General features: G+C 62.3%; 17 protein-coding genes. All 17 read right to left on the reverse strand.

The genetic code is table 11. The features are described 5' to 3' along the window. Nucleotides 1–24 precede the first annotated feature (24 nt). Nucleotides 25–906 carry a VacJ family lipoprotein gene (locus tag K0F85_RS22260; protein ID WP_219118107.1) on the reverse strand — a complete coding sequence of 294 codons (882 nt, stop codon included), beginning with the start codon at nt 904–906 and terminating at the stop codon, nt 25–27. Next, the gene (mlaD, locus tag K0F85_RS22265) at nt 903–1,373 is read right to left on the reverse strand and encodes an outer membrane lipid asymmetry maintenance protein MlaD (RefSeq protein WP_219118108.1); all 471 of its coding nucleotides are present in this window, start codon (nt 1,371–1,373) and stop codon (nt 903–905) included. The genes K0F85_RS22260 and mlaD overlap by 4 nt, the downstream gene beginning before the upstream one ends. 79 nt (nt 1,374–1,452) lie before the next feature. After that, nucleotides 1,453–2,238, reverse strand: coding sequence for a lipid asymmetry maintenance ABC transporter permease subunit MlaE (mlaE, locus tag K0F85_RS22270; RefSeq protein WP_219118109.1), 786 nt, complete (start codon nt 2,236–2,238; stop codon nt 1,453–1,455). Continuing rightward, on the reverse strand, nt 2,235–3,044 hold the full coding sequence (locus K0F85_RS22275) for an ABC transporter ATP-binding protein (protein WP_219118110.1): 810 nt from the start codon (nt 3,042–3,044) through the stop codon (nt 2,235–2,237). Before K0F85_RS22275 ends, mlaE begins: the two co-directional genes overlap by 4 nt. Before the next feature lie 259 nt (nt 3,045–3,303). Continuing rightward, nucleotides 3,304–4,767, reverse strand: coding sequence for a glutamate synthase subunit beta (locus tag K0F85_RS22280; RefSeq protein ID WP_219118111.1), 1,464 nt, complete (start codon nt 4,765–4,767; stop codon nt 3,304–3,306). A gap of 79 nt (nt 4,768–4,846) precedes the next feature. After that, complete coding sequence (locus tag K0F85_RS22285; RefSeq protein WP_219118112.1) at nt 4,847–9,547, reverse strand: glutamate synthase-related protein; 4,701 nt, start codon at nt 9,545–9,547, stop codon at nt 4,847–4,849. 194 nt (nt 9,548–9,741) lie between these two features. After that, complete coding sequence (locus tag K0F85_RS22290) at nt 9,742–10,449, reverse strand: transposase (RefSeq protein ID WP_219118113.1); 708 nt, start codon at nt 10,447–10,449, stop codon at nt 9,742–9,744. Between the two features lie 153 nt (nt 10,450–10,602). Then, the gene (locus tag K0F85_RS22295; RefSeq protein ID WP_034753797.1) at nt 10,603–11,283 is read right to left on the reverse strand and encodes a response regulator transcription factor; all 681 of its coding nucleotides are present in this window, start codon (nt 11,281–11,283) and stop codon (nt 10,603–10,605) included. 137 nt (nt 11,284–11,420) lie between these two features. After that, nucleotides 11,421–12,554, reverse strand: coding sequence for a HAMP domain-containing sensor histidine kinase (locus K0F85_RS22300; protein WP_219118114.1), 1,134 nt, complete (start codon nt 12,552–12,554; stop codon nt 11,421–11,423). Nucleotides 12,555–12,603: 49 nt separating this feature from the next. After that, nucleotides 12,604–15,708, reverse strand: coding sequence for a DEAD/DEAH box helicase (locus tag K0F85_RS22305; protein WP_219118115.1), 3,105 nt, complete (start codon nt 15,706–15,708; stop codon nt 12,604–12,606). Between the two features lie 210 nt (nt 15,709–15,918). Continuing rightward, complete coding sequence (locus tag K0F85_RS22310) at nt 15,919–16,410, reverse strand: YbjN domain-containing protein (RefSeq protein ID WP_257572968.1); 492 nt, start codon at nt 16,408–16,410, stop codon at nt 15,919–15,921. 25 nt (nt 16,411–16,435) lie between these two features. Continuing rightward, nucleotides 16,436–17,110, reverse strand: coding sequence for a hypothetical protein (locus K0F85_RS22315; RefSeq protein ID WP_219118117.1), 675 nt, complete (start codon nt 17,108–17,110; stop codon nt 16,436–16,438). A gap of 9 nt (nt 17,111–17,119) precedes the next feature. Further along, nucleotides 17,120–18,823 carry a putative porin gene (locus K0F85_RS22320; protein ID WP_257572970.1) on the reverse strand — a complete coding sequence of 568 codons (1,704 nt, stop codon included), beginning with the start codon at nt 18,821–18,823 and terminating at the stop codon, nt 17,120–17,122. Between the two features lie 66 nt (nt 18,824–18,889). Beyond that, on the reverse strand, nt 18,890–19,606 hold the full coding sequence (locus K0F85_RS22325) for an energy transducer TonB (protein ID WP_257572971.1): 717 nt from the start codon (nt 19,604–19,606) through the stop codon (nt 18,890–18,892). A 10-nt stretch (nt 19,607–19,616) separates the two neighbouring features. Continuing rightward, nucleotides 19,617–20,027 carry a biopolymer transporter ExbD gene (locus K0F85_RS22330; RefSeq protein WP_034753784.1) on the reverse strand — a complete coding sequence of 137 codons (411 nt, stop codon included), beginning with the start codon at nt 20,025–20,027 and terminating at the stop codon, nt 19,617–19,619. Nucleotides 20,028–20,040: 13 nt separating this feature from the next. Next, nucleotides 20,041–21,831 carry a DUF2341 domain-containing protein gene (locus tag K0F85_RS22335; RefSeq protein WP_219118119.1) on the reverse strand — a complete coding sequence of 597 codons (1,791 nt, stop codon included), beginning with the start codon at nt 21,829–21,831 and terminating at the stop codon, nt 20,041–20,043. Nucleotides 21,832–21,887: 56 nt separating this feature from the next. Next, complete coding sequence (locus K0F85_RS22340; protein WP_219118120.1) at nt 21,888–23,519, reverse strand: ShlB/FhaC/HecB family hemolysin secretion/activation protein; 1,632 nt, start codon at nt 23,517–23,519, stop codon at nt 21,888–21,890. Nucleotides 23,520–23,670 lie beyond the last annotated feature (151 nt).

Below are 23,670 nucleotides of genomic sequence, written 5' to 3' on the forward strand. Positions count from 1 at the left end.
GCCGTGGTGTTCTTTTACCGCAGTTTACTCCTGCGGCTTGGCCTCGGAAGCAACGGTATTGCTACCAGATGTTACGAGGTCCGCCGGTGCCACAACGGCGACGGCCGTGGCCGCCGGGGCGTCGCTGGCCGCTTGCGGTTTCGCCTCGTACTCCGGCGCATAATCGCTACTGTCGTTTTTTGGCACTTTGCGGTCGCGGCGGTCCGTATCGCCATCGAAAACCTTGCTTTCTCGCGCCTGCAGGTAGCCGTCGCGGATGAATTCATAGCGGTCCAGCGCGGCCGCTTCCATCAGGTTGGTCGCGTCGAGCAGTGCTGCGCGCTTGTCGACCACGCGCGTCACCGTGCCGATATTGCGCACCGAGGCAGGATCCTTGTAGCGCCATGGGTCGCCCGTGATATCGAGCGGCAGGGCCACCGTGTCGCGCATGGTCGATGGGCCCAGCAGCGGCAGCATCACGTACGGACCTGGCTGGACGCCATACCAGCCCAGGGTCTGGCCAAAGTCTTCACTATGCTTCGGAATGCCCGCCTGCGAGGCGATGTCGATCAAGCCGAGGATGCCGAAGGTCGAGTTCATGCTGACGCGCACGACATCTTGCAAGCCCGCTTCGCCCTTGCCTTGCAGCAAATTGTTCACGGCGCTCCACACGTCGGACAAGTTGCCGAAGAAGTTACCCACGCCCGTTTGCACGAACGACGGCGTGACCTTCTTGTAAGCGGTGGCGACCGGCTTCAGGGCTACCTGGTCGACGGTGTCGTTGAACTTGAACATGGCGCGGTTATACCCTTCCAGCGGGTCGCGCGGATTGGTGCCGGTGGCGCAAGCGCTCACGCTGGCGGCGATGGCCAGGGCCAGGCCGATACGCGCCAGGCTGCCTTGGGATTTCTTGGTCGACTCGCTCATTTGCTGTCCTTTCCTTCCGCTGCCTTGCTGTAGATGAACTGATTGATCAGGTCTTCCAGCACTGTGGCCGATTGAGTACGGGCGATCTTGTCGCCCTCTGCCAGGTTCACCAGATCGCCACCTGCTTCCAGGCCGATATATTGCTCACCCAGCAAACCGGCCGTCAAAATCTTGGCCGAGCTGTCTTTCGGAAATTTGTAGCCATCTTCGATGTCGAGTTTCACCAGCGCCTGGTACGTCTTGTCGTCAAAGCGGATCTCCGCCACGCGCCCCACCACCACGCCAGCGCCCTTGACGGGCGCCTGCGGCTTGAGACCGCCAATATTGTCGAACTTGGCAGTAATGGTATACGTCTTGCTGAAAGACAGCGAGCTCATATTGCCGGCCTTGAGCGCCAGAAACATCAATGCCGCCACTCCCAGCAAGACGAACAAGCCGACCCAGACATCCAAAGATTTACGTTGCATAAACAATCCTAAATAATTTTTACTTGCTGCCGCCTGCGCAACATCTTGCCCAGGCCCGCTGTTTGTCGCTGATCGGCAATTACTTGCTAAACATCAACGCCGTCATCATGAAATCGAGCCACCACACCATCAACGAGGAAATGACCACCGTGCGCGTAGTAGCACCGGAAACGTCTTCCGGCGTCGGTTGCGCCTGGTAACCCTGGAACAGCGCGATGAAGGTCACCGCGATGCCGAAGACCATGCTTTTGACATACGTGCCGTTGGCGATATCTTTCCAGACATTCACGCCACCTTGCATCTGTGACCAGAACGAGCCTTCATCGACGCCAATCAGCACCACGCCCACCAGGTAGCTGCCGATGACGCCGACGGCCGTGAAGATGCCACCCAGGATAGGCATGGCGATCACGCCGGCCCAGAATCGGGGCGCCAGCACGCGCTGGATAGGATTGACGGCCATCATTTCCATGGCCGACAATTGCTCGCCCGCCTTCATCAGGCCGATTTCCGCCGTCAGCGAGGTGCCGGCGCGGCCCGCGAACAGCAGCGCCGTGACGACCGGACCCAGTTCACGCATCAGTGACAACGCCACCAACTGCCCCAGCGACTGCGTCGCGCCAAAGGTGCTCAGTGTGTAATAGCCTTGCAAACCCAACACCATGCCGACGAACAGGCCGGAGACGGCGATGATCACTACCGAGCGGCTGCCGATGTAAAACAATTGCTCGATGAGCAAGTGCGGACGGCGCCACAGCCCACCCGAGGAGGCGACAATGATAAAAAACGAACGCACGGCAAAGCCGAGGTCTTGTAGCGACCGCCGCAACCATGCGCCGATCGCCGCCAGGAAACGCGCGATCATCGGCCCGCTCCCGCGTGCAGACCCAGGTCGTCGGCCAGCGACTTGCCCGGATAATGGAACGGCACGGGGCCATCGGCCTCGGCATTGACGAACTGCTTGACGTACGGATGCGTCGACACGGCCATTTCGGCCGGCGTGCCGTGCGCCACGATCTTGCCCGATGACAGAAAATAGACATAATCAGCGATGGCGAAACACTCCTTCACGTCGTGCGATACCAGGATAGACGTGGAGCCCAGCGCATCGTTCAGATTACGGATCAAATTAGCCGTCACGCCCATGGAAATCGGGTCCAGGCCGGCGAACGGCTCGTCATACATGATCAGTTCCGGGTCGAGCGCGATGGCACGCGCCAGCGCTACGCGGCGGCCCATGCCGCCTGAAATCTCGGCCGGCTTCAATTGCGCCGCATTGCGCAAACCCACGGCGTGCAGCTTCATCAGCACCAGGGTGCGGATCAGCTCTTCATTTAAATCCGTGTGCTCGCGCAGGGGAAACGCCACGTTCTCGAACGCCGTCAAGTCCGTAAACAAGGCGCCGTGCTGGAACAGCATGCCCATCTTGCGGCGCAACTGGTATAACTCGTCCGTCTTGAGCGTATGCACGATCTGGCCGTCGACATTCACGGAACCTGAACTGGGACGCAACTGCCCGCCGATCAGGCGCAGTACGGTCGTCTTGCCACTGCCGGAGCCACCCATGACGGCCACAACTTTTCCACGTGGGAAATCCATTTGAAGGCCCGATAAAATCGAACGTTCTCCATAGGCAAAGTGTAAATCACGGATCTCAACAAGATTTGGCACGACGAAGCTCACTATTTTAATGGCGTATTGTAGTGCAGAAACGCCAACCTCTGCTGAGACACCCCTGGGGATAGCCCCGTAAAGGGGGAGAATACAACACTAATGAATCGAAAGTCAGATATTGTAGTGGAAATTTGACCGCCGCATCGCGTCCCTGCCCGATGGCATTCACCGTTGTTGACTTGACAGGTAAAAATAACAAAGGCCACGTCGCAATCCGCGCCGTGGCCCTGGCAAAAAACGACCAATTGCTCGTTTTTTAACGCGGCAGCAGGGATGCCCCCATCAGGAACTCATCAACGGCACGCGCGCACTGGCGTCCTTCGCGTATGGCCCATACCACCAGCGACTGGCCACGGCGCATGTCGCCGGCAGCAAACACCTTGGCGACCGAAGTCTGGTAGCAGCCGGCGCCATCCGTTGTCGCCTTGACGTTGCCGCGCGCATCCGTATCGACGCCGAACGCTTGCAATACCTGTTGTACAGGGGAAACAAATCCCATGGCCAGGAAGACCAGGTCCGCTTTCATCTCGAATTCCGAGTTGGGCACTTCGCTCATCTTGCCGTCTTTCCACTCCACGCGGCAGGCGATCAGCTTTTCCACCTTGCCGCCCTTGCCTTCGAAACGCTTGGTGGCCACGGCCCAGTCGCGCTCGCAGCCTTCCTCGTGCGAGGACGAGGTGCGCAGCTTGGTCGGCCAGTACGGCCAGACCAAGGGCTTGTTTTCCTGTTCCGGCGGCTGCGGCATCAGTTCGAACTGGGCCACCGAAGCGGCGCCATGACGGTTCGAGGTGCCCACGCAATCGGAACCCGTGTCGCCGCCGCCGATCACCACCACGTGCTTGCCCGTGGCCTTGATCTGGTCCTTGAGCTTGTCGCCCGCGTTGACCTTGTTTTGCAGCGGCAGGAAATCCATGGCGAAGTGCACGCCTTTCAATTCGCGGCCCGGCACGGGCAAGTCGCGCGGCTGCTCGGCGCCGCCGGCCATGATGACGGCGTCAAATTCTTTTTCCAGGTCTTCCGGGAAAATGGTCTCCTTGGCCCAGTTGTTGACATGGGCGGGAAAATCCTTGCCGACCAGCACGCTGGTGCGGAAGACCACGCCTTCGGCTTCCATCTGTTTTACGCGCAAGTCGATGTGCGACTTTTCCATCTTGAAGTCAGGGATGCCATAACGCAACAAACCACCGACCCGGTCGCTCTTTTCAAACACGGTGACGGCATGGCCGGCGCGCGCCAGCTGCTGCGCCGCCGCCAGGCCGGCGGGGCCGGAACCGACGATGGCCACTTTCTTGCCGGTACTAAAACTGGCAGGCTGCGGCGTGACCCAGCCGTGTTCCCAGCCCATGTCGATGATTTTATGTTCAATCGACTTGATGCCGACCGGATCTTCGTGTATGCCCAGGGTACAGGCCGATTCGCACGGCGCCGGGCAGATGCGGCCCGTAAATTCCGGGAAATTATTCGTCGAATGCAAGGTATCGAGCGCTTCGCGGTAGGCGCCACGGTACACCAGGTCATTCCAGTCGGGAATGATGTTATTCACGGGGCAACCCGTGGTGCAGAAGGGAATGCCGCAATCCATGCAGCGCGCGCCCTGCACGGTCGCTTGCGCGTCGGACAGGTGCAGCACGAATTCCTTGTAGTTCTTCAGGCGCGCGGCAGGCTCCAGATAGTGTTCGTCCTGGCGCTTGAATTCCATGAAGCCGGTAATTTTACCCACGATGTTTCCTTTGTATTAGGCTGGCAGGGAGCGGCTGGGCCGCTCCCTGGTCATTCATTTGGCAATGAGCTTGGCTGGCTCAGGCGGCGACGGCTTGTACTTCCATGGCGGCATCGGCAGCCATTTCAATCAGCGCGCGCTTGTATTCGTTCGGGAAGACTTTCACGAACTTGCCGCGCGCCACAGCCCAGTCGTCGAGCAAGACGCGGGCGCGCGTGCTGCCCGTGTGCTTGAAGTGACGCTCGATCAGGCGCTTGAGGATGACTTCGTCCGCTTCCGGCACGCCATCGCGGTGCTGGGTATGCCAAGCGTCGCGGTCGAGATGCTGTTCCGCCGCAGACACGACCTTGTCCAGGCTGACCATGGCCGTGTTGCACTTGCTGGCAAAGTCGCCAGCCGGGTCATACACATAGGCGATGCCGCCCGACATGCCGGCCGCAAAGTTGCGTCCCGTGTTGCCCAGCACCACCACCGTACCGCCCGTCATGTATTCGCAGCCATGGTCGCCCAGGCCTTCGACCACCGTGGTGGCGCCCGAGTTACGCACGGCAAAGCGCTCGCCGGCCACGCCATTGAAGAAAGCTTCGCCGGCAATGGCGCCGTACAGCACCGTGTTGCCAATGATGATGTTGTCCACGGCCCAGCCGCGGAACTCCGTATTCGGCCGCACGATGATGCGCCCGCCCGACAGACCTTTACCCACGTAATCGTTGCCCTCGCCCACCAGGTCGATCGTGATGCCATGCGCCAGGAAGGCGCAGGCCGACTGGCCCGCAGTGCCTTGCAACTGGATGTGGATGGTGTCGTCCGGCAAGCCGGCGTGGCCATATTTCTTCGCCACTTCGCCCGACAGCATGGTGCCCACCGTGCGGTTCAGGTTACGCACGGGTGAAATGAAGGAAACGCGCTCGCCCTTTTCCAGTGCCGCGCGCGCTTGCGCGATCAGCTTGTGGTCGAGTGCCTTTTCCAGCGCATGGTCCTGGAATTCCACGTGGCGACAAGCTTGGCCATCCGGCGTTTCCGGCTTGTAGAAGATGGCCGAGAAATCCAGGCCCTGCGCCTTCCAGTGCGAAATCGCCTTGGATTTGTCCAGCAAGTCGACGCGGCCGATCAGTTCATCGTAGGTGCGGATACCCAGCTGCGCCATCAGTTGACGGGCTTCCTCGGCAACGAAGAAGAAGTAATTGACGACATATTCCGGCTTGCCGGAGAACTTCGCGCGCAGGACGGGGTCTTGCGTGGCCACGCCCACGGGGCAGGTATTCAAGTGGCATTTGCGCATCATGATGCAGCCTTCGACCACCAGCGGCGCCGTGGCGAAACCGATTTCGTCGGCGCCCAACAGGGCGGCGATGACCACGTCGCGGCCCGTCTTCATCTGGCCATCGGCTTGCACGCGGATACGGCTGCGCAAGCCATTCAAGACCAGGGTTTGTTGCGTTTCCGCCAGACCCAGCTCCCACGGCGTGCCCGCATGTTTCACGGACGACAGGGGCGAGGCGCCCGTGCCGCCGTCATGGCCGGCGACGACCACGTGGTCGGCTTTCGCCTTGGTCACGCCGGCGGCCACCGTGCCGATACCCACTTCCGACACCAGTTTTACGGAAATCGAGGCGCGCGGATTGGCATTCTTCAAGTCATGGATCAGCTGCGCCAGGTCTTCGATCGAATAGATATCGTGGTGCGGCGGCGGCGAAATCAGGCCCACGCCCGGCACGGAGAAGCGCAGGCTGGCAATATATTCCGACACCTTATGGCCCGGCAACTGGCCGCCTTCGCCCGGCTTCGCGCCCTGCGCCATCTTGATCTGGATCTGGTCGGCCGAGTTCAGGTAGGCGGCCGTGACGCCGAAACGCCCCGACGCCACCTGCTTGATGCGCGAGCGCATGGAATCGCCTTCCTGCAGCGGGATATCGACGACGATCTGTTCGGCGCCAACGATGGAAGCCATGGTGTCGCCCTGGCGGATCGGGATGCCCTTCAATTCCTGCGTGTAGCGGTTCGGATCTTCGCCGCCCTCGCCCGTATTCGACTTGCCGCCGATGCGGTTCATGGCGACAGCCAGGGTGGCATGCGCTTCCGTGCTGATCGAACCGAGCGACATGGCGCCCGTGGCGAAACGCTTGACGATTTCCTTGGCCGGTTCCACTTCATCGAGCGGTATCGCCTTGGTCGGGTCGAGCTTGAACTCGAACAGGCCGCGCAAGGTCAGGTGGCGACGGCTCTGGTCGTTGATGATTTGCGCGTACTCCTTATAGCTGGAGAAATTGTTGCTGCGCGTGGAGTGCTGCAGCTTTGCAATCGCATCCGGCGTCCACATGTGGTCTTCGCCGCGCACGCGGAACGCATATTCGCCACCCGCGTCGAGCTTATCCATCAGCACGGGATCGTTGCCGAAGGCCAGCGCGTGCAGGCGCAGCGCTTCTTCCGCCACTTCAAACACGCCGATGCCTTCCACGTTCGAGGCCGTGCCCTTGAAGTATTTGTCCACCAGCGACTTGTTCAAGCCGATGGCTTCGAAGATTTGCGCGCCGCAGTAAGACATGTAGGTCGAAATGCCCATCTTCGACATGACCTTCATCAAGCCCTTGCCGACCGCCTTGGTGTAGTTGTAGATGGCTTTGTCGCCCGACAAGTCACCGGGCAAGCTGTGCGCCATCTCGGCCAGGGTTTCCATGGCCAGATACGGGTGGACGGCTTCCGCGCCATAGCCTGCGAGCAAGGCGAAATGGTGGGTTTCGCGGGCCGAACCCGTTTCCACGACGAGGCCGGTGGAGGCGCGCAAGCCCTTGCTCACCAGGTGCTGGTGCACGGTGGAGGTGGCCAGTAGCGCAGGGATCGCTACCTGGTCGGCGCACACGGCCCGGTCCGAGACGATCAGGATGTTGTGGCCGGATTTGACGGCATCGACGGCTTCCGCGCACAGCGAGGCCAGGCAGGCTTCCACGCCTTCCTTGCCCCAGGCCAGCGGGTAGCAGATATCGAGTTCATACGACTTGAACTTGCCGCCCGTGTGGGCGCTGATGTTGCGCAGACGCGCCATGTCGTCAAAGCCCAGCACGGGCTGCGCCACTTCCAGGCGCATCGGCGGATTGACGTTGTTGGTATCTAACAAGTTCGGTTTCGGGCCGATGAAGGACACCAGCGACATCACCATCGCTTCGCGGATCGGGTCGATCGGCGGATTCGTCACTTGCGCGAACAATTGCTTGAAGTAGTTATACAAAGGCTTGAGTTTGTTCGACATGACGGCCAGCGGCGAGTCATTGCCCATCGAACCCGTCGCCTCTTCGCCGGCCACGGCCATCGGCGCCATGAGGAATTTCAAGTCTTCCTGCGTGTAGCCGAACGCCTGCTGGCGGTCCAGCAAGGATGGCTGCGCTTTTTCGCCCTGGGCGCGGTCCTGTTTCGCTTGTCCTTCGGCCATCTTGATCTCGTCGAGCTTGATGCGCACCGAGTTGATCCACGCCTTGTACGGCTTGGCGTTGGCGTAGGTATTTTTCAGCTCCTGGTCGTCGATGATGCGGCCCGCTTCCAGGTCGATCAGGAACATCTTGCCAGGCTGCAAGCGCCATTTCTGGATGATTTTCGACTCGGGAATCGGCAGCACGCCCGATTCCGACGCCATCACCACCAGGTCATCGTCCGTGACGATGTAGCGCGCCGGACGCAAGCCGTTGCGGTCCAGGGTGCCGCCGATGTGGCGGCCATCCGTAAACGCCATGGCGGCGGGGCCGTCCCACGGCTCCATCATGGCCGCGTGGTATTCATAGAAGGCGCGGCGGTTGTCATCCATCGTCGTGTGGTTTTCCCACGCTTCAGGAATCATCATCATCATCGCCTGGGCGATCGGGTAGCCAGCCATCAGCAGCAGTTCCAGCGCATTGTCGAAGCACGCCGTGTCGGACTGGCCTTCGTAGATCAGCGGAAAGAGTTTCTGCAAATCGTCGCCCAGCACGGCCGACTTCATGACGCCTTCACGCGCGCGCATCCAGTTGAAGTTGCCTTTCACCGTGTTGATCTCGCCGTTATGGGCGATCAGGCGGTAGGGGTGGGCCAGCGGCCATTCGGGGAAGGTATTCGTCGAGAAACGCTGGTGCACCAGGGCCAGGGCCGAGATGCAGCGCGCATCCTGCAAGTCCTTGTAGTACACACCCACCTGGTCGGCCAGCAGCAAGCCCTTATAGACGATGGTACGGGCCGACATCGACGGCACGAAGAATTCCTTGCCGTGCAGCAGTTTCAAGGCCTGGATGGCGTGGCCCGACGATTTACGGATCACATACAGTTTGCGTTCGAGCGCGTCGGTGACCATGATGTCCGGGCCGCGGCCGATGAAAATCTGGCGGATGACCGGTTCCTTGGCGCGCACGGTGGGCGACATCGGCATGTCCGTATCGATGGGCACGTTGCGCCAGCCCAGCACGACCTGGCCTTCGATGCGCACGGCGCGTTCGATTTCCTGCTCGCAGGCGATGCGCGACGCGTGTTCCTTCGGCAGGAAGACCATGCCTACGCCGTATTCGCCAGGCGGCGGCAATTCCACGCCCTGCTTGGCCATTTCTTCGCGGTAGTACTGGTCGGGAATCTGGATCAGGATGCCGGCGCCATCGCCCATCAACGCATCGGCGCCCACGGCGCCCCGGTGATCGAGGTTCTTCAGAATCAGCAAACCCTGTTCGACGATCGAATGGGTCTTGTTGCCCTTGATATGGGCGACGAAACCGACGCCGCAGGCATCGTGTTCATTGGCTGGGTCGTACAGGCCTTGCGCTTTCATGGGCTTCTCCGCTGCATATGACTATCGAAAAACTAGAGTAGTGCAACGCAACAAAAAACTCAACTAGAATAAATAGGGTCGGAGTCGAATTAAATTCTATTCCGTCGCTCTAAAAATTTAATGGGGACATAGTGAAGGCGATTTCAATAAAACGTCAGAACGGAAGCATTTTTTGTTTTAAACGCGAATATGCTTCAACTGGCGTCCGCGTCGGACACGATTTTGCGGGGACGGCCTCGCTTGGCCGGCAGTACTTGCCGTTGCATTTTCTGCTCCAGCGCCTGCTTGAATGGCTCGGAACCCAGCGGCCAACCCTTCAATACAGCCTCTTCCACCAGCTTGACCTGGCTGCTGCCCAGTCCCTGCTCGAACAAGTGCAGATAGGCTGCCTCGCGGTCGAAGGGCGTGTTGCCCAGCGCCCAATACAGCGCGTGGTCGGTGATGACGGCATCGGGACGCACGCCGGCATGGTGGGCATAACTGGACCAAGCATGGTCCAGTGCCTGGCCCACCAAGCCCGTTTGCACGGGCACGCATTCCAGGTAGCGGCAGCAAGTGAGGAAGAAATTATCGGGATCGATGACCGAGGTTTTGTAGCGTCCCTGCCACAAGGCGCCTTCGCGGCCGTATTTTTGGTTGAAATACGGCACGTAATAACGCCCCAGCCACTGCATCAGCTGCCCCAGCCCCGTCGCATCGCTGGGCGTGGCCAATAAGTGTAGCTGATCAGGCAATAAAACATAGGCGTGGATGGCCACCTTGAACATTTTCGCGCCCGTTTTCAGCCAGGACAAAAATTGCGCGTAGTCGGCCGCGTCCTGGAACACGGGCTGGCGGTTGCTGCCGCGCTGGATCACATAATGGGGCAGTGCTGGGATGATGAGGCGGGGCAAACGGGCCATGGCAGTGTCAGTAAAGATAGGCTAAGGCCTTGATTTTACACACTTGAGCGCACAAGACGCGACTCTGACCCTGTTTTATTTGAATGACTGAAAAAAGCGGCCGACTCTGTCCCTCTATTGCGCCAGCCACTGTCGGGCGGCTGGCGTCCCGTATCAGGACAGGTTGAAACTGGCCGACAGACTGTAGCCCTCGCCATACGCACTACGCAGTGGCAAGTCCTGGCCCAGTCCCGTCTTGGCTTTCTTGCGCAGGCGGTACACCAGCATGTCGACCCTGCGGCCCGCATCGGGATCTTCGCCGCCCATGCCAGCCACGATGACGTCGCGCGGCACGGGGCGGGTATTGATGGTCAAGAGGTGCAGGAAGTTGAATTCCTTCTCCGTCAAGGCAATGACGGCGCCCATCAGCTCAAGTTGGCGTGCGCTCACTTTCAAGGTCCACTTGCCCGGCTCGGGCACGGGATCTTGCGGCCCGACGCGGCGGTCGAGCGCCTCGATGTGCGCGGCCAGTTCGGGGAATTTGATCGGCTTGGTCAGATAGTGGTCGGCGCCCAGGCGCAAGCCCAGGATGCGACTGTCGAAAGCGACTCGCCCCGTCAGCACCAGCACGCCGATTTGCGGATACAGCTGGCGCATGCGGGGGATAACGTTGAAGCCATCCTCATCGGGCAAGCCCAGGTCCAGCACGACCACGCCGACATTGCCATGGCTGAGCGCCGTCCACATCCCGCCAGCAGAGCTGGTGATATGGACTTCGTGTTCGAGCTCAACGAGGAACTCCGCCATGTCTTCGGCGTAGTCGAGATTGTCTTCGACGATCAGTATTTTCGTCATTGCTACGCCATTCTTCCGTTAGTGAGCTACCGTGGGCAAACCATGCGATGCACTTCTGCACCATGATGGACGGCACAATAGGTTTACGTCAAGGAATTATCACGGTTGCCTTCAGCGGAAGCAAGGCTTTTCCTTGTCTAGACAGGAAGCGGCAGCCAAATGCGGAATACCGCGCCGCCTTCGGGCAGATTATGCCCCTGCAAACTCCCGCCATGCACATCCACCACGGCGCGCGCCATGTACAGGCCCAGGCCAGCGCCCGGATGTGTCGCAGCGCTTCCACGGCTTCCTTTCTCGAACAACTGCGCCAGTTCCTCTTCCCGCAAGCCAGCTCCCGCATCGCGCACGCACAGCGCCACACCGCCTTCGGGCACCAGCCTGGCCGAGAGGGTGATCGCACTGCCCGGCGGGCTGAACTTGACGGCGTTGTCCAGCAAGATTTTCAGGCACAGGGCCATGCCGGGCACGTCGCAGCGCAGCCTGGCCGGCAAGTCCTCGTCGAGTTCCAGTTGCACTGTGTGGCTGGCTGGGACGGTGGCGGCCGCCTGCTGCAGCAAGGCCAGCGGCGCGATGCCGTCGGCGGCCCGCTCGCGGCCGATGGCCGCCATGCGTTCGGGTGACAAATAATCGTCGATCATGCCCAGCAGGCGGTCGACGGCCGTCTGGATTTTCACGTAGCGCTTGCGCGTGGCCTCGTCGGCGTCTTGCGATGTCGAGACCAGGCGCTGGATGGCGCCGTCGATGGTGGCCAGCGGCGTGCGAAATTCATGCGAGAGCATCGAGGCGAAGCGCTTTTGCTCCTTTTCCCGCTCGGCTTCCTGCGCCTGGACGGCGCTGACGTCGCGCAGCGTGCCCGCCACGGTGACACCCCGCCCCATCGCCGCTGCGGCCGGCACGATGGTCGAACTGATTTCCAGCGCCAGCAGGTGGCCGTCGGCATGCGGCAGTTCCACTTCGCGCAGCAAGGTCAAACGGCTGGCGTCGCCATCACGCCAGCGCTGCAAGCGGGCCGGCAGATCCGTCGCCAGGCGCGCCGCATGCGCGCGCAAGGCAGGCAAATCGTGGCCCGTCAGGCGCTGCGCGGCAGGGCTGATGTAGAGTAAATCGAGGGTGGTGGCGTCGAGCAGGAAGGTCGCGTCGCGGCCATGTTCGGCCAGCAGGCGAAATTGCATTTCGCCCGCCCGCGCGCGCAACAGGGCGCGGCGCAACTGGACAAAACGCAGCGCCATGAGGATGGCGCCGGCAAGCAGCAGGAAGAAAATGGGCAGCATGCTTTATACCTGGCAAGTAAGAATCGCCAAGTATAAGCGTGCGGCGCCCTTAATCTTCCAGCGGGGCGAAAATCTGCTGCAAGTCTTCCTGCGTGAGCGCCATCTTTTGCGCTTCGCCTTCGGCCAGGATCGATTGCGCCAGCTCCGATTTCTTTTGCTGCAGCAACTGGATTTTTTCTTCCAGGGTGCCCTTCGCAATCAGCTTGTAGACGAACACGGGCTTGTCCTGGCCGATACGCCAGGCGCGGTCCGTGGCCTGGTTTTCCGCCGCCGGATTCCACCACGGGTCGTAGTGGATGACCGTGTCGGCCGCCGTCAGGTTCAGGCCCACGCCGCCCGCTTTCAGGCTGATCAGGAAGATCGGCACGGCGCCCTGCTGGAAGGCCGCCACTTGCGCACCCCGGTCTTTCGTTTCGCCCGTCAGCAAGGCATACGGAATATCGCGCGATTCCAGCTCTTCCTCGATCAATTCCAGCATGCTGGTAAATTGCGAAAAGACGAGGATCTTGCGCCCTTCGTCGAGCAAGTCTTCCACCATCTGCATCAGGTCGAGCAGCTTGGCCGAACCGGCCGATTGCTTCTTCGCCGGCAAGGACTTCACCAGACGCGGGTCGCAACAGACCTGGCGCAGTTTCAACAGCGCTTCGAGAATGACGATCTGGCTGCGCGCCACGCCCTTCTTGTCGATCTCTTCGCGCACTTTTTGATCCATCGCAAGACGCACGGTTTCATACAGGTCGCGCTGCGGCCCCGTCAATTCCACCTTGCGCACCATTTCCGTCTTCGGCGGCAACTCCTTGGCCACATTGTCTTTCGTGCGGCGCAGCAGGAAGGGCTTGATGCGACGGTTCAACAGCATGCGGCGCAGCGGGTCATCCTGGCGCTCGATCGGGTGGCGGAACTGGGTATTGAACGTCTTTTCGTCGCCCAGCAAGCCCGGCAACAGGAAGTGGAATTGCGACCACAGTTCGCCCAAATGATTTTCCAGCGGCGTGCCGGACAAACACAGGCGGTGGCGCGCGCGCAGCAGGCCCGCGCTTTGCGCCGCCTTGCTGCGCGTATTCTTGATGTAGTGCGATTCGTCGAGAATGACCAGGTGGAAATCGTGCTCGCGCAAGGTTTCCTCGTCGCGCGGCAACAGCGCATAGGTGGTCAGCACCAAATCGCATTGGTCGATCTGGTCGAATTGCTGGGCGCGGTCTTTGCCTTGCAGCAGCAACACTTTCAGGCTGGGCGCGAACTTGGCCGCCTCGTCCTGCCAGTTGCCCATCAAACTCGTCGGCGCGATCACCAGCGCCGGATGCGTCAAACGGCCCGCTTCCTTTTCTACCAGGATATGCGCCAAGGTCTGCACGGTTTTTCCCAAACCCATGTCATCGGCCAGGATGCCGGCCAGGTCATGGTCGCGCAGGAATTGCATCCACGCCAGGCCGTCGGCCTGGTAATCGCGCAGGGTCGCCTGCAAGCCGGCCGGTGCCGCCACTTTTTGCACGGAACCGAACTGGCTCAGCTTGCGGCCCATGGCGCGCAGCTGCTCGCCGCCCGTCCAGCGCAGTTCCAGGCCCCGCGCCAGTTCTTCCAGGCGCGCCGCGTCCAGGGTCGACATGCGCACGGCATGCTTGATCTTGTCGCTGAAATACAGTTCGCCCAGGGTGTTCAGGATCGGGCGCACTCTGCCCCACGGCAGGGCCACGCGCGTGCCGTCCGGCAAGGTCGCCAGCATCTGGTCATCATCCGCATGCGCTTCGATGACTTTCGGATTGAAATCGTTGGGTGCATTGCGGATCATCTGCACCAGCACGGGCAGCAGGGGCACGCGCGCATGGTTGACGACGATGCCCAGTTCCAGCTCGAACCAGGCGTTGCCGCTGTCCGGGTCCTGGTCATCGATTTCCGCGTACCAGTCGCCCACCTCGCTCACGTCGTAGCGGTACTTGGCCGTTTTTTCCACGATCCAGCCCTGCTCCAGCAAGGTGTCGATGCCGGACTCGGCAAAACGCAGCCATTCCGCCTGGGACGGCAGTTGCAAGGCGCCCTTCAAGCCGCTCAAGGGGGCCGAGCCCGGCTTCTTGAATTGCAGTTCGGCCAGGGTGGCCAGGGCGCGCGCTTCATCGCCCGTGTTTCTCTGGATAATTTCCGTCACCTCGCCCACTTGCCGCACCACGCGCTGCGACGGGTCGAACGCGACGCGCTCGCCATCGTAGTCGTAGGACAGCACGGCGAAATCGCTCCAGCGCTGCACGCTGCCATCGGCCAGCATGGCACTATCCATCAGCAAGACCGGTTGCGCCGGCACGTCCTTGCGCAAGCGCTGCGGCAACGGTTGCGGCAGCGGCATCAAATGCTGCAAGCCCTGCGCCAGCAGCAGCTGCGACACGCGTACCTTGTCGTTCGCGTTCAGCGGTGGCGCCTGCGCCACCAGCGCCTGCAAGTCGGCCAGGGAAATGTCGGAGCCGCCCTGGTTCAATTCCAGTACGCCGCAGGACAGGTTGTCGATGTACCACGGTGGATCGGTGGGCAGCATGTAGTCGATCTGGTCGGCGCCATGGTGCTTCACGCCTTCCGGCGGGTCCACTTGCCAGCCCAGGCGCATGGTCTTGCCTTCGTCGCGCCAGAACAGGCGCGCGGGACGCACGGGGCCTTCCTTCAACGGGTACACGAGGCCATTGCCGACATCGGCCCAGGAATTGGCCCACAACAGTTTATCTTGCTCGGCCAGCATTTTCAGCAGGGCCGCGCCCACCTTGCCCTTCGGCTCCGTGGCGCTACCCGTCTGCGAATTTTGCCCGCTGCGCATGGCCACGAAGAAACGCACGAGGTCTTCATCGGCTGGCGTCAAGAACGTGGGCGGCGCCGACAGCAGGGAAAAGATTTCACTGATGGGACTCGCCGCCGCCACGTCGCCATTCGGCCGCAGCCGCGCCTTGTACAGGCACAGGGCCACGTGGCGGCCACCGCTGGTGGGCGCCAGCACGTAGATCAGCCGATGCTGGTTGAGTTTGGGGTCCGGCTCGGCAATCGTCAGCACGGCCTTCGGATGGGCGGCAGCCTCCACCCGCTGCAGCCAGGTGGCGACGGCATACGGCAAAGGCGCTCCCGGCAAGCTGGCCGGGGCAACTGGGGTTTCACTGGTTTCGTCGCGGGTAAAATCCATGGGGCGCATTTTTGTGTAAAGGACGTATCCAAATCGGCAACAGGCAATATTATCCGCCATACAGGCGTTGCTGGCTTGATTCACACACGCTCTTTGAACAGTTTTAATGCGCGATGCCTAAAAAATAAGTATTTAATACGACACTTGGGACCCGCCAGCGGCCAAAAAGGCCAGTCTCCGGCCATTTTCGCCGCTGGCGGACGCGACTTATCAGGCCGGCATGGTTTCTTCTTCTGCCACGCTGGCGGCCTCGACTACCGGTGCAGTGCTCGTATCGGCCGGCGTAAAGTTGCGCAAAAACAAGAAGAACTGGCCCATCATCTGCGTCCACAGTTGCAGATTGATATACAGGTGCTCCTTGCTGACGCCACCGGCGACCAGCACATCCATTTCCAGCACGACAAAATCGCCATGCTGGGCCACGCGGGCAAAACGCTTGCTGCGGTGCCATTCGGCCAGCAAGCCGGCCGGCAAGTCGCCGCCCTGCACGCGCAGCGGGCAGCTCAGGGTCAGGTCCGCGTACTGGCCAGGCGATGCTTCATTGCCCCACAGCACCTGAAAGCCGATGCCATGGCTGGCGCTATGCAAGCGCACGACGCCGTCGTGTTCGATGCTGGTCACGGCGCAGCCGGCCGCCTTGATGGCTTCGGCCATTTGTTCCGCATTCAGGGTGGTCAGCAAGTTGGTGTTGGTGTGTTCCATCGTCATTCCATTTCAGCAAATAAAATTATTGGGGTGCCGGCGCGGGAGCGGCCGGCGTTTCTGTTTGACGCGCATCAAAGCGGCCCTGGTACAACTGGTCGCCATACTGCTGCGCAATTTGCTCGAGCTTGACCCGGCTTTGCGCGGCGAACGGCTGGCGCGCTTGCATGACGTCCAGCACGCCGAGGCCCTCATACGCTTGCAAGATTTCCTGCCCGGCCGCATACAGCTGGGCATTCTTGCTTGCACAACGCGCCAGGGCGCCCCGCTGCGCAGTCACTTCACCGTCGAGGCGCGCGCGCTGCGCTTCGAGCTGCTTGCCCGTGGCGGCCAGCTGTTCGCTGGCCTGGCGGTACTGCGCCAGGTTGGCGGCCGCCTCTTGCGCGGCGGCAGCGCTGCGCTGTTGCTGCTCGCCCAGTTTTTCCCGTTGCGCGCGCTCCTGCGCCAGCAGCGACTGGCTGCGTGCCAGCTCCTTTTTCAAGCCATCGCTGGCGGGAGCGGCCACGGGCGCCGCCTTGGCGGCAGATGTGCCCTTCGCTTTGAGCACTTCCAGCTCGCCGCGTGTCTGCTGCAATTGCGCCGTAACATTGCGCAACTCGGCCCGCAGGCGCTCTTCCATGCTTTGCTGCGCCTGCGCCGTGCTGGCAGCCAGCAAACTCAGCAGCAGGAGCGGCACGCGCATTGTGTTGGATGTCAACATCGTGGCTCCTTAAAAACGCGCGTTCAGTTCGATTTGCAGGGTGTCGATCGAGAGTGCCGAACCGAACACTTCGCGGCTCGACGTCCAGCGGCCGTTCAACCAGGTATTCTTGTCGAGCGCATACGCGCCGCCCAGGTAGTAGCCGCGCGCATTCGTGCCGCCCAGGTGGAAGGTGGAATCGTTGTAGGCATCAGGCAAGGCATCCGGTTCGATGCGCTTGTAGCCGAGCAGCACGTTCCAGTCGCCGCGTGCCGCAGGGCTGGCCTTGCCCAGCGTCGCCTGCAGCATGTAGGCATTGCCGCCGCTCCTGAAATCGGCTTGCGAGACGCCGCCCGTGCCGCCAAAGTTATTCATGATGCCGCCCTTGGCGCGCGCCCACATGGCGTTCTTATCGTAGGCCATGTTGCGCACAAAATCGCCCTCGATGCGCAAGTCCTTGCCGCCGGCCACCTTGCTATCCCAGCGCGCATTCAGATTGGCCAGGCGGAACTTCGACGCCAGGCCGACGAATTGCGGCTGCGGCGTATTCGCCGGGTCCAGCGGGTTCAAGGCGATATTGCGCAACAGCATCAAGCTATTGCCCTTTTGCATGCTCGACGGACGCGACCAGTCCGTGCTGCAGCCATCGGCCCCCGCGTACAGCGCGCACGGCTGCGAGTACTCGCCGCTGATGTTGCGGAAGTTGTAGTAAGCCAGCGCACCGCGCAATTGATGGTCGCGATTGATCTTCCACGAAGCGCCCACCTGTGCGCCCAGCAGCCACTTGTTTTCGCTGGACATTTTTGCCTGGCTGCGGCTAGGCGCATTGTCGGACGAATACTCGAGCGGAATCAGGCCCAATGTGCCGAACACGGTAACGTCCTTGGCGGCGCCGATCGGTTGCTGCACCTTGGCGGCGATGCCGTCGAAATTGAGTTCGCTGGAAAACAGTTCATCGCCGGAGACGAACGGGTTATCAAAGCGGCCTGCCGTCAGTTTCAGCCAGGACGCGGGCTGGTAGGACAGCCAGGCCTGGTCCAGCCAGATGTTTTTCTTGCCCAGGCCGCCGCCCAGGGTTTGCGTGGTGGACACCGGGCTGTCGTCATTGCCGCTGGCCAGGCGGATGCCGGCTTGCGTGCTGTCGGAAATGTCGGCCAGGATGCCCAGGCGGGCACGGGCGCGCAGCAGGTGCTTGCGGTCTTCGCGCGTGTTCAGCAGCACCGGCAGGGCCAGGTTGGTGTTCGAATTGACGTCGTAGCCGCTACCGCTGTTGAGCGCGCGCCAGTCGATCTCGATATTGCTGTTGGCCATGTCGTAATAGCGCGATTCATAGCGTGCACGCACATCGCCTTCCAGGCGGATGCGCTTGGTCCAGGCCGGCGTTTCATTTGGCGCCGCCCAGCCGCCCGCTTTGGCCTCGGCCAGTACCTGGCCCTTGATCTCGTCGCGGATCTGCTCGCGCACGGTTTGCGAAATATACGGCACGCGCACATCGCCCGGCTGCACCTGTGCCAGGGCGGCCGGCGCGGCGGCGGGACGGGCTTGCGCCGCGGCCAGCGCTTCGCTCTGTGCCTGTGCCAGCAGCGCTTCGCCGGCATCCTTGTTCAGGGCGCCGCTCTGGATCAGGCCGCGGATCAATTTGACCATGGTGCTGTCGGCCGGTGCTTGCGCTTGTACTGCGCCTGCCGCCATGCTCAGGGCCAGGGCAGCCAGCGCCAGCGGAAGGCGGCGCATGCGCTGTGAGGGAGAAAATAAGGAATTCATCGCTTCTTTCGGTAAATGAGGAATTAGTTCATGCGCTTACGGCCGGCGGCCCTTGATCGAAACGCGGGCAGGGAAACGCAGGGAAGCCGGTGGCCGCTCATCGGCGCGGAAATCGCGCACCATGGCCAGCACCTGCTCATCCGTCTGCGCATTGCCCGTGCCCTGCACCAGCTGCACTTTCGTCGTCTTGCCTTCCGTGTCGAGCCACAGGTCGACGCGGATGTCGGCAAAGGCCAGCTGGCGCGTGCGCGGATCGCGGGCAAAGGCCAGTTGCAGCGCGTTGGCCACATAGCGGCCATACGATCCCGCGCCGAGGCCGCCGCCACCGCCACCACCCGTCATGCCGCCGCCGCGCCCGGCCTGGATGCCGAAGGCATCGCTGCCAGCCTGCGCCGCGCCGTCGATAGTGACGGGGTCACCCTTGTCCGGCGACGGGCTTTCCGGCGCATCGTCCATGGGCTTGTCGGCCGGCGTCGGTTCCGGCTCCGACACTTCCGGCACCACCTTGTCGGGCGTCGGTTCCGGCAGTTTTTCCGGTTCCGGCGGCGGCGGTGGCGGAGGGGGCAGCATCAGCATCGGCGGCGCCGCCACTTCGCGCCTGGTAGCCGCCGTGTCCGACAGCAGATACCAGACCAGCGCGACCAGCGCGCCGGCCAGCAGTGCGCCACCGGCCACGCCACCCCAGCGGCGCCACCACTGCGCCGCGCCCGATGGTTCCGAGGCGGCCATCTTCATCATGTCGTCACGCTTCACCTTGCGCTCCTCATGCCGGCTTGCCGGTCACCAGGCCCACCTGGTTCAGGTCGATGCGGCGCAACAAGTCGAGCACTTCGACCACTTTCGCGTACTGCACGGCGGCATCGCCGCGCACGATCACGGGGAAGTCGGGCGTCAAGGCCTTTTCCGTGCGCAAACGCTCTTCCAGCTCGGGCAAGGTGACGGGATAGGCATCGAGGAAGACCTGGCCCGCGTTATCGATGGTGATGGCCTTGGTCTTCGGCTTTTCCAGCGCCATGGCCGAGCTGGCCTTGGGCAGGTCAACCTTGATGCCCGGAATGCTGGCGTTGCTGGTCAAGATGAAGATCACCAGCACCACCAGCAGCACGTCGACGAAGGGCGTGATGTTGATGCCGCCGCTACGCTTGCGGGGGGTAAACTTGGCGGAGGTGGCCATGGTTATGCGCCCCTCAAGCCTGTTGCAGCACGGGACGCATCTGGCGTCCGTCGCCCTGCTCTTCAGCCAGGCGCGTGGCAAATTCGTCGACGAAGACGACCATGTCGGCGACGATGGCGTCCGAACGCGAGGACAGCCAGTTGTAGCCGAACAGGGCGGGAATCGCCACGCCCAGGCCCGCAGCCGTACACAACAGCGCTGCCGCCATGCCTGGCGCCACCGAGTTGATGTCCACGGCGCCGGCCATGGCCGCCACGACGAACACCAGCATGATGCCGATCACGGTGCCGAACAGGCCCACGTAAGGTGCCCCTTCGATGGTGGTCGAGAGCCAGATCATGCGTTTCGACATGCGCTCGCTTTCGCGCACCAGCACGCCATCCATGGCGGCGCGGATGGCGCCGATGGTCGCGTTGGAAACGGCATTCAAGTCGTAGCCGCGGTCGTGGCGGCGGCGCATTTCGTCGATGGCCACGTCATACAGACGCCACAGCGAGGAATCCGTCTTCACGGAAGCGCTCAGCTTGCCGTTGCGCGCCAGGTGGTCGAGCGGCGCGCCGGCCGCTTCGTGGAACGACTGCATGAATTGCGCATTCGCGCGCGAGATGGCGCCATAGCTGCGGCCCTTGCCGATCATGATGATCCACGACAAGACCATCATCAGGCCCAGCACGCCGACGACGATCCAGGCGTCGAGCGGCATGGCGGCGATGATGAAGCCGAAATGGCTCTTGCCCGCTTGCTGTTCATCGGCGCCAAACACGGCCAGGCGCGATTCGGAACCTTGCGAGACGGCGTCGGCCAGCAGCAGGGCATCGGGACGTGCCGTGCGCGACAGGCGCAGTTCGTCGATGGCACCCGTGAAATTGTTCAGGGTGGCGGTGCCGGTGGCGACCGGCGCCGCATCGGCACCGAGCGAGGCGGCCGTGGTGAAGGCTGGCAGCGCGGTGGCCAGCGAGACGGCCGGACGGCCACCTACGTACAGGGCCACATTGGCTTTATCGGCTTTGACGGCCAGGTGCGACCATTGCGCGGCCTGGATCGGTTGGCCGGGCTTGCTGCGCTGGCCATTCACCTGCACGAACGGCACGCCCTGGTCCACGCCGATCAGCAATTCATTGGCGCCATCGCGGCGTGCATACAGCACTTGCTGCGCGCCCAGGCTGTCCGGACGCACCCAGGCGGAAAAGGTGAACGGCGCACCGGCGGCCAGCGCCAGCGAAGGCGAGGCAGGCAGCATCAGGGGTGTCGTGCCGAGGCGGGCGCCGGCGCCGATGACGGAACCGTCCAGCGCCGGCACGGCTGTCTGGGCATGGTTGCCGTAGGCAGTGCTGTCGCGCGAAGGCACGCCAGGCTCGGTGAAGTGGTACACCAGGCTGTAGTCGGGGTCGAAAGTACGCTGGCCATTGCCGGAAGCGGGCGCCTTCGGATTGCCGTAGTACATCCACAACTGCTGCGGCGTGCCCGCCGTCAGGGCCGGCACGTCGACCCAGATCAGGGCAATGCCCAGCAGCGGGTTGAACTGTTCGATCTGGTGGTTCAGCACCGTCTTATCGTCGCCCGCCACGAAGCGCAGGTCGGCGCCGGTGTCGCTGACGCCTTCGAAGTTGAAGTTACCCGAATGCAAGCGCAGCAGCACAGGAATGCGGCCGGGATCGCCGCCCACGGCGCCCGCCTTGGGGCCGGCGTCGACGGTGACGGGTTTGCGGTAAGCCCAGTCGGGCTGCCACCAGGCATGCGCCAGGCCGGGAACGAGCGTGCCCAGGATCGTGAGCAAGAATAAGAGACGTCGAAAACGTTGCATGACAGTGATTCTCCGAAGAAAAGTCTAAAAAAGTGCAGTGCTGGTGAGCTGGCCCGTCAGTAACTGGCCGACAGGTTGAAATTGATACGGCGCACGTGTTTGTGCGTGCGCGGGCCATCGCGCAGCGGATAGGAAAAATCGATACGGCCATTCAGATAGCGCAGGAACTGGAAGCTGCTGCCCACGCCCACGGACGCCAGGCCGAACAAGTCTTTCTGCTCGATCAGCGGGTCGCGCAGGCGCAGGCGCGCACCATCGGCAAAGGCAAACAAACGCCAGTTTTCCAGGCGGCTGAAATACGTCAGCTGGGGCGTGCGCCATTCGACGGTGCCCGAGACGCCATAGTCGCCCGTCGCTTCGGCCGACAGATAGCCGCGCACGGAATTGGCACCGCCGGCGGCCATCTGCTCGCCCGACACCAGCGCCGCATCGGCCAACTGGCCAGCCAGCTTGCCATGCAGCTGCGCGCCGCTGCCCAGGGTATAAGTGGCGTTGGCGTCGCCCTTCAGGACGAGGAAGCTGGGCGAGGCCTTGTAGCGCTTGTTGTCGTAGGCGGCGCTATCGCTGGCATAGCCGAACGCGGCGCGCGTGCCGGCCACCAGCGACAGGCCCAGGCCGTAGGTCGCCGCATCCGTCTGCGCAAAGCCGTTGTAGGCCACGCTGAGCGGCACGTATTTCAAGGGAATGCTGGAACCGGCGCCATTCAATTGCAGCGCTTCCTGGTTATCCTTGAAATCGATGCCGGCAGAAAAGCTGTGCCACCAGATGCCGCTGTTGGGCACCGTGTAGTTGACTTTCATGCCCAGCGCGTGGCCCTTGCCCAGCACGCTGGTGCCGCCCGTGCTGGCCACGTTGCTGTTCGACTGGTAGCCGGTCGCTTCCACGCTCCAGCCCTGCGTGCCGATGGGCGCCACGTACGAGGCGGACCAGACGCGGGTCTGGTTCAGGTCGCCTGGCGTGCCGAAAAAGCTGAGGGTGGCGCTATGCCCCATTTGCCACAGGTTGTCGTGACCCAGCGACACGCTGCTACGCAGCTTCTTGGTATCGGCGCTGTAATCGTTGTTCAAGCCCACGTTGGCGCGCCAGGGGCTGCTGTCATCGACCTTCAAGTCCACGTCCATGGTGCCGGGCAAGCTGCCCTGCTTGACCAGCGGCATCACCTGGCGCTTGGGGCTGCGGTTCAGGGCCGTCAGTTCCACTTGCGCCTGCGTAAAGTCGGGCACCTTGCCCTCGGTCAGGGCCGGTACTTGCTGGCGCACGTCGAGCGGCGAATTGTATTGCGCACCGACCACGCGCAAGCGCCCCACTTTGGTTTCGCTCACCTGCAGCACCACCACGCCCTGCTCCACCTGCTGCTCCGGCAAGTCCACGTAGACGGACTGGTAGCCGCGCGCCTGGTAAGCGGCGACTAAAGCGTCGCGTGCCCCTTCCACATCCTTCAGGGTGCGGCCCGGCCCCAGGAAGGGCGTGACCGCCTCTTCGATGGCACGCGCATCGAGCACGGTATTGCCGCGCACCAGGTATTCCTCGATCGTCACTTGCCGTTCCGGCACGGCGGGCGCGGCAGCAACTGTTTCCTGAGCACGGCTCATGCCGGGCAGTGCCAGCATGGCCAGGCACAGCATCGTCAAGGCGGTGGCGGGTGCCGCTGCTGCTGCCCCCTTGCCCTGTTTTTTCATCTCACGCATCTTCCATTCACCTTAAAATCAAACGGTTGCCCTGTGTTGCGGCGCTGGGCCGGCGTTTTTTACTGCGGATGTCGTCCACCGAAGCTTGTCTACTGATGCCTAGACAGCCGCCGCGCGCGGCGACTGTCGAATGTCATCAAATGTTCATAAA

This window comes from Janthinobacterium sp. UMAB-56 (assembly GCF_900095265.1).
Classification (GTDB): Bacteria; Pseudomonadota; Gammaproteobacteria; order Burkholderiales; family Burkholderiaceae_D; genus Janthinobacterium.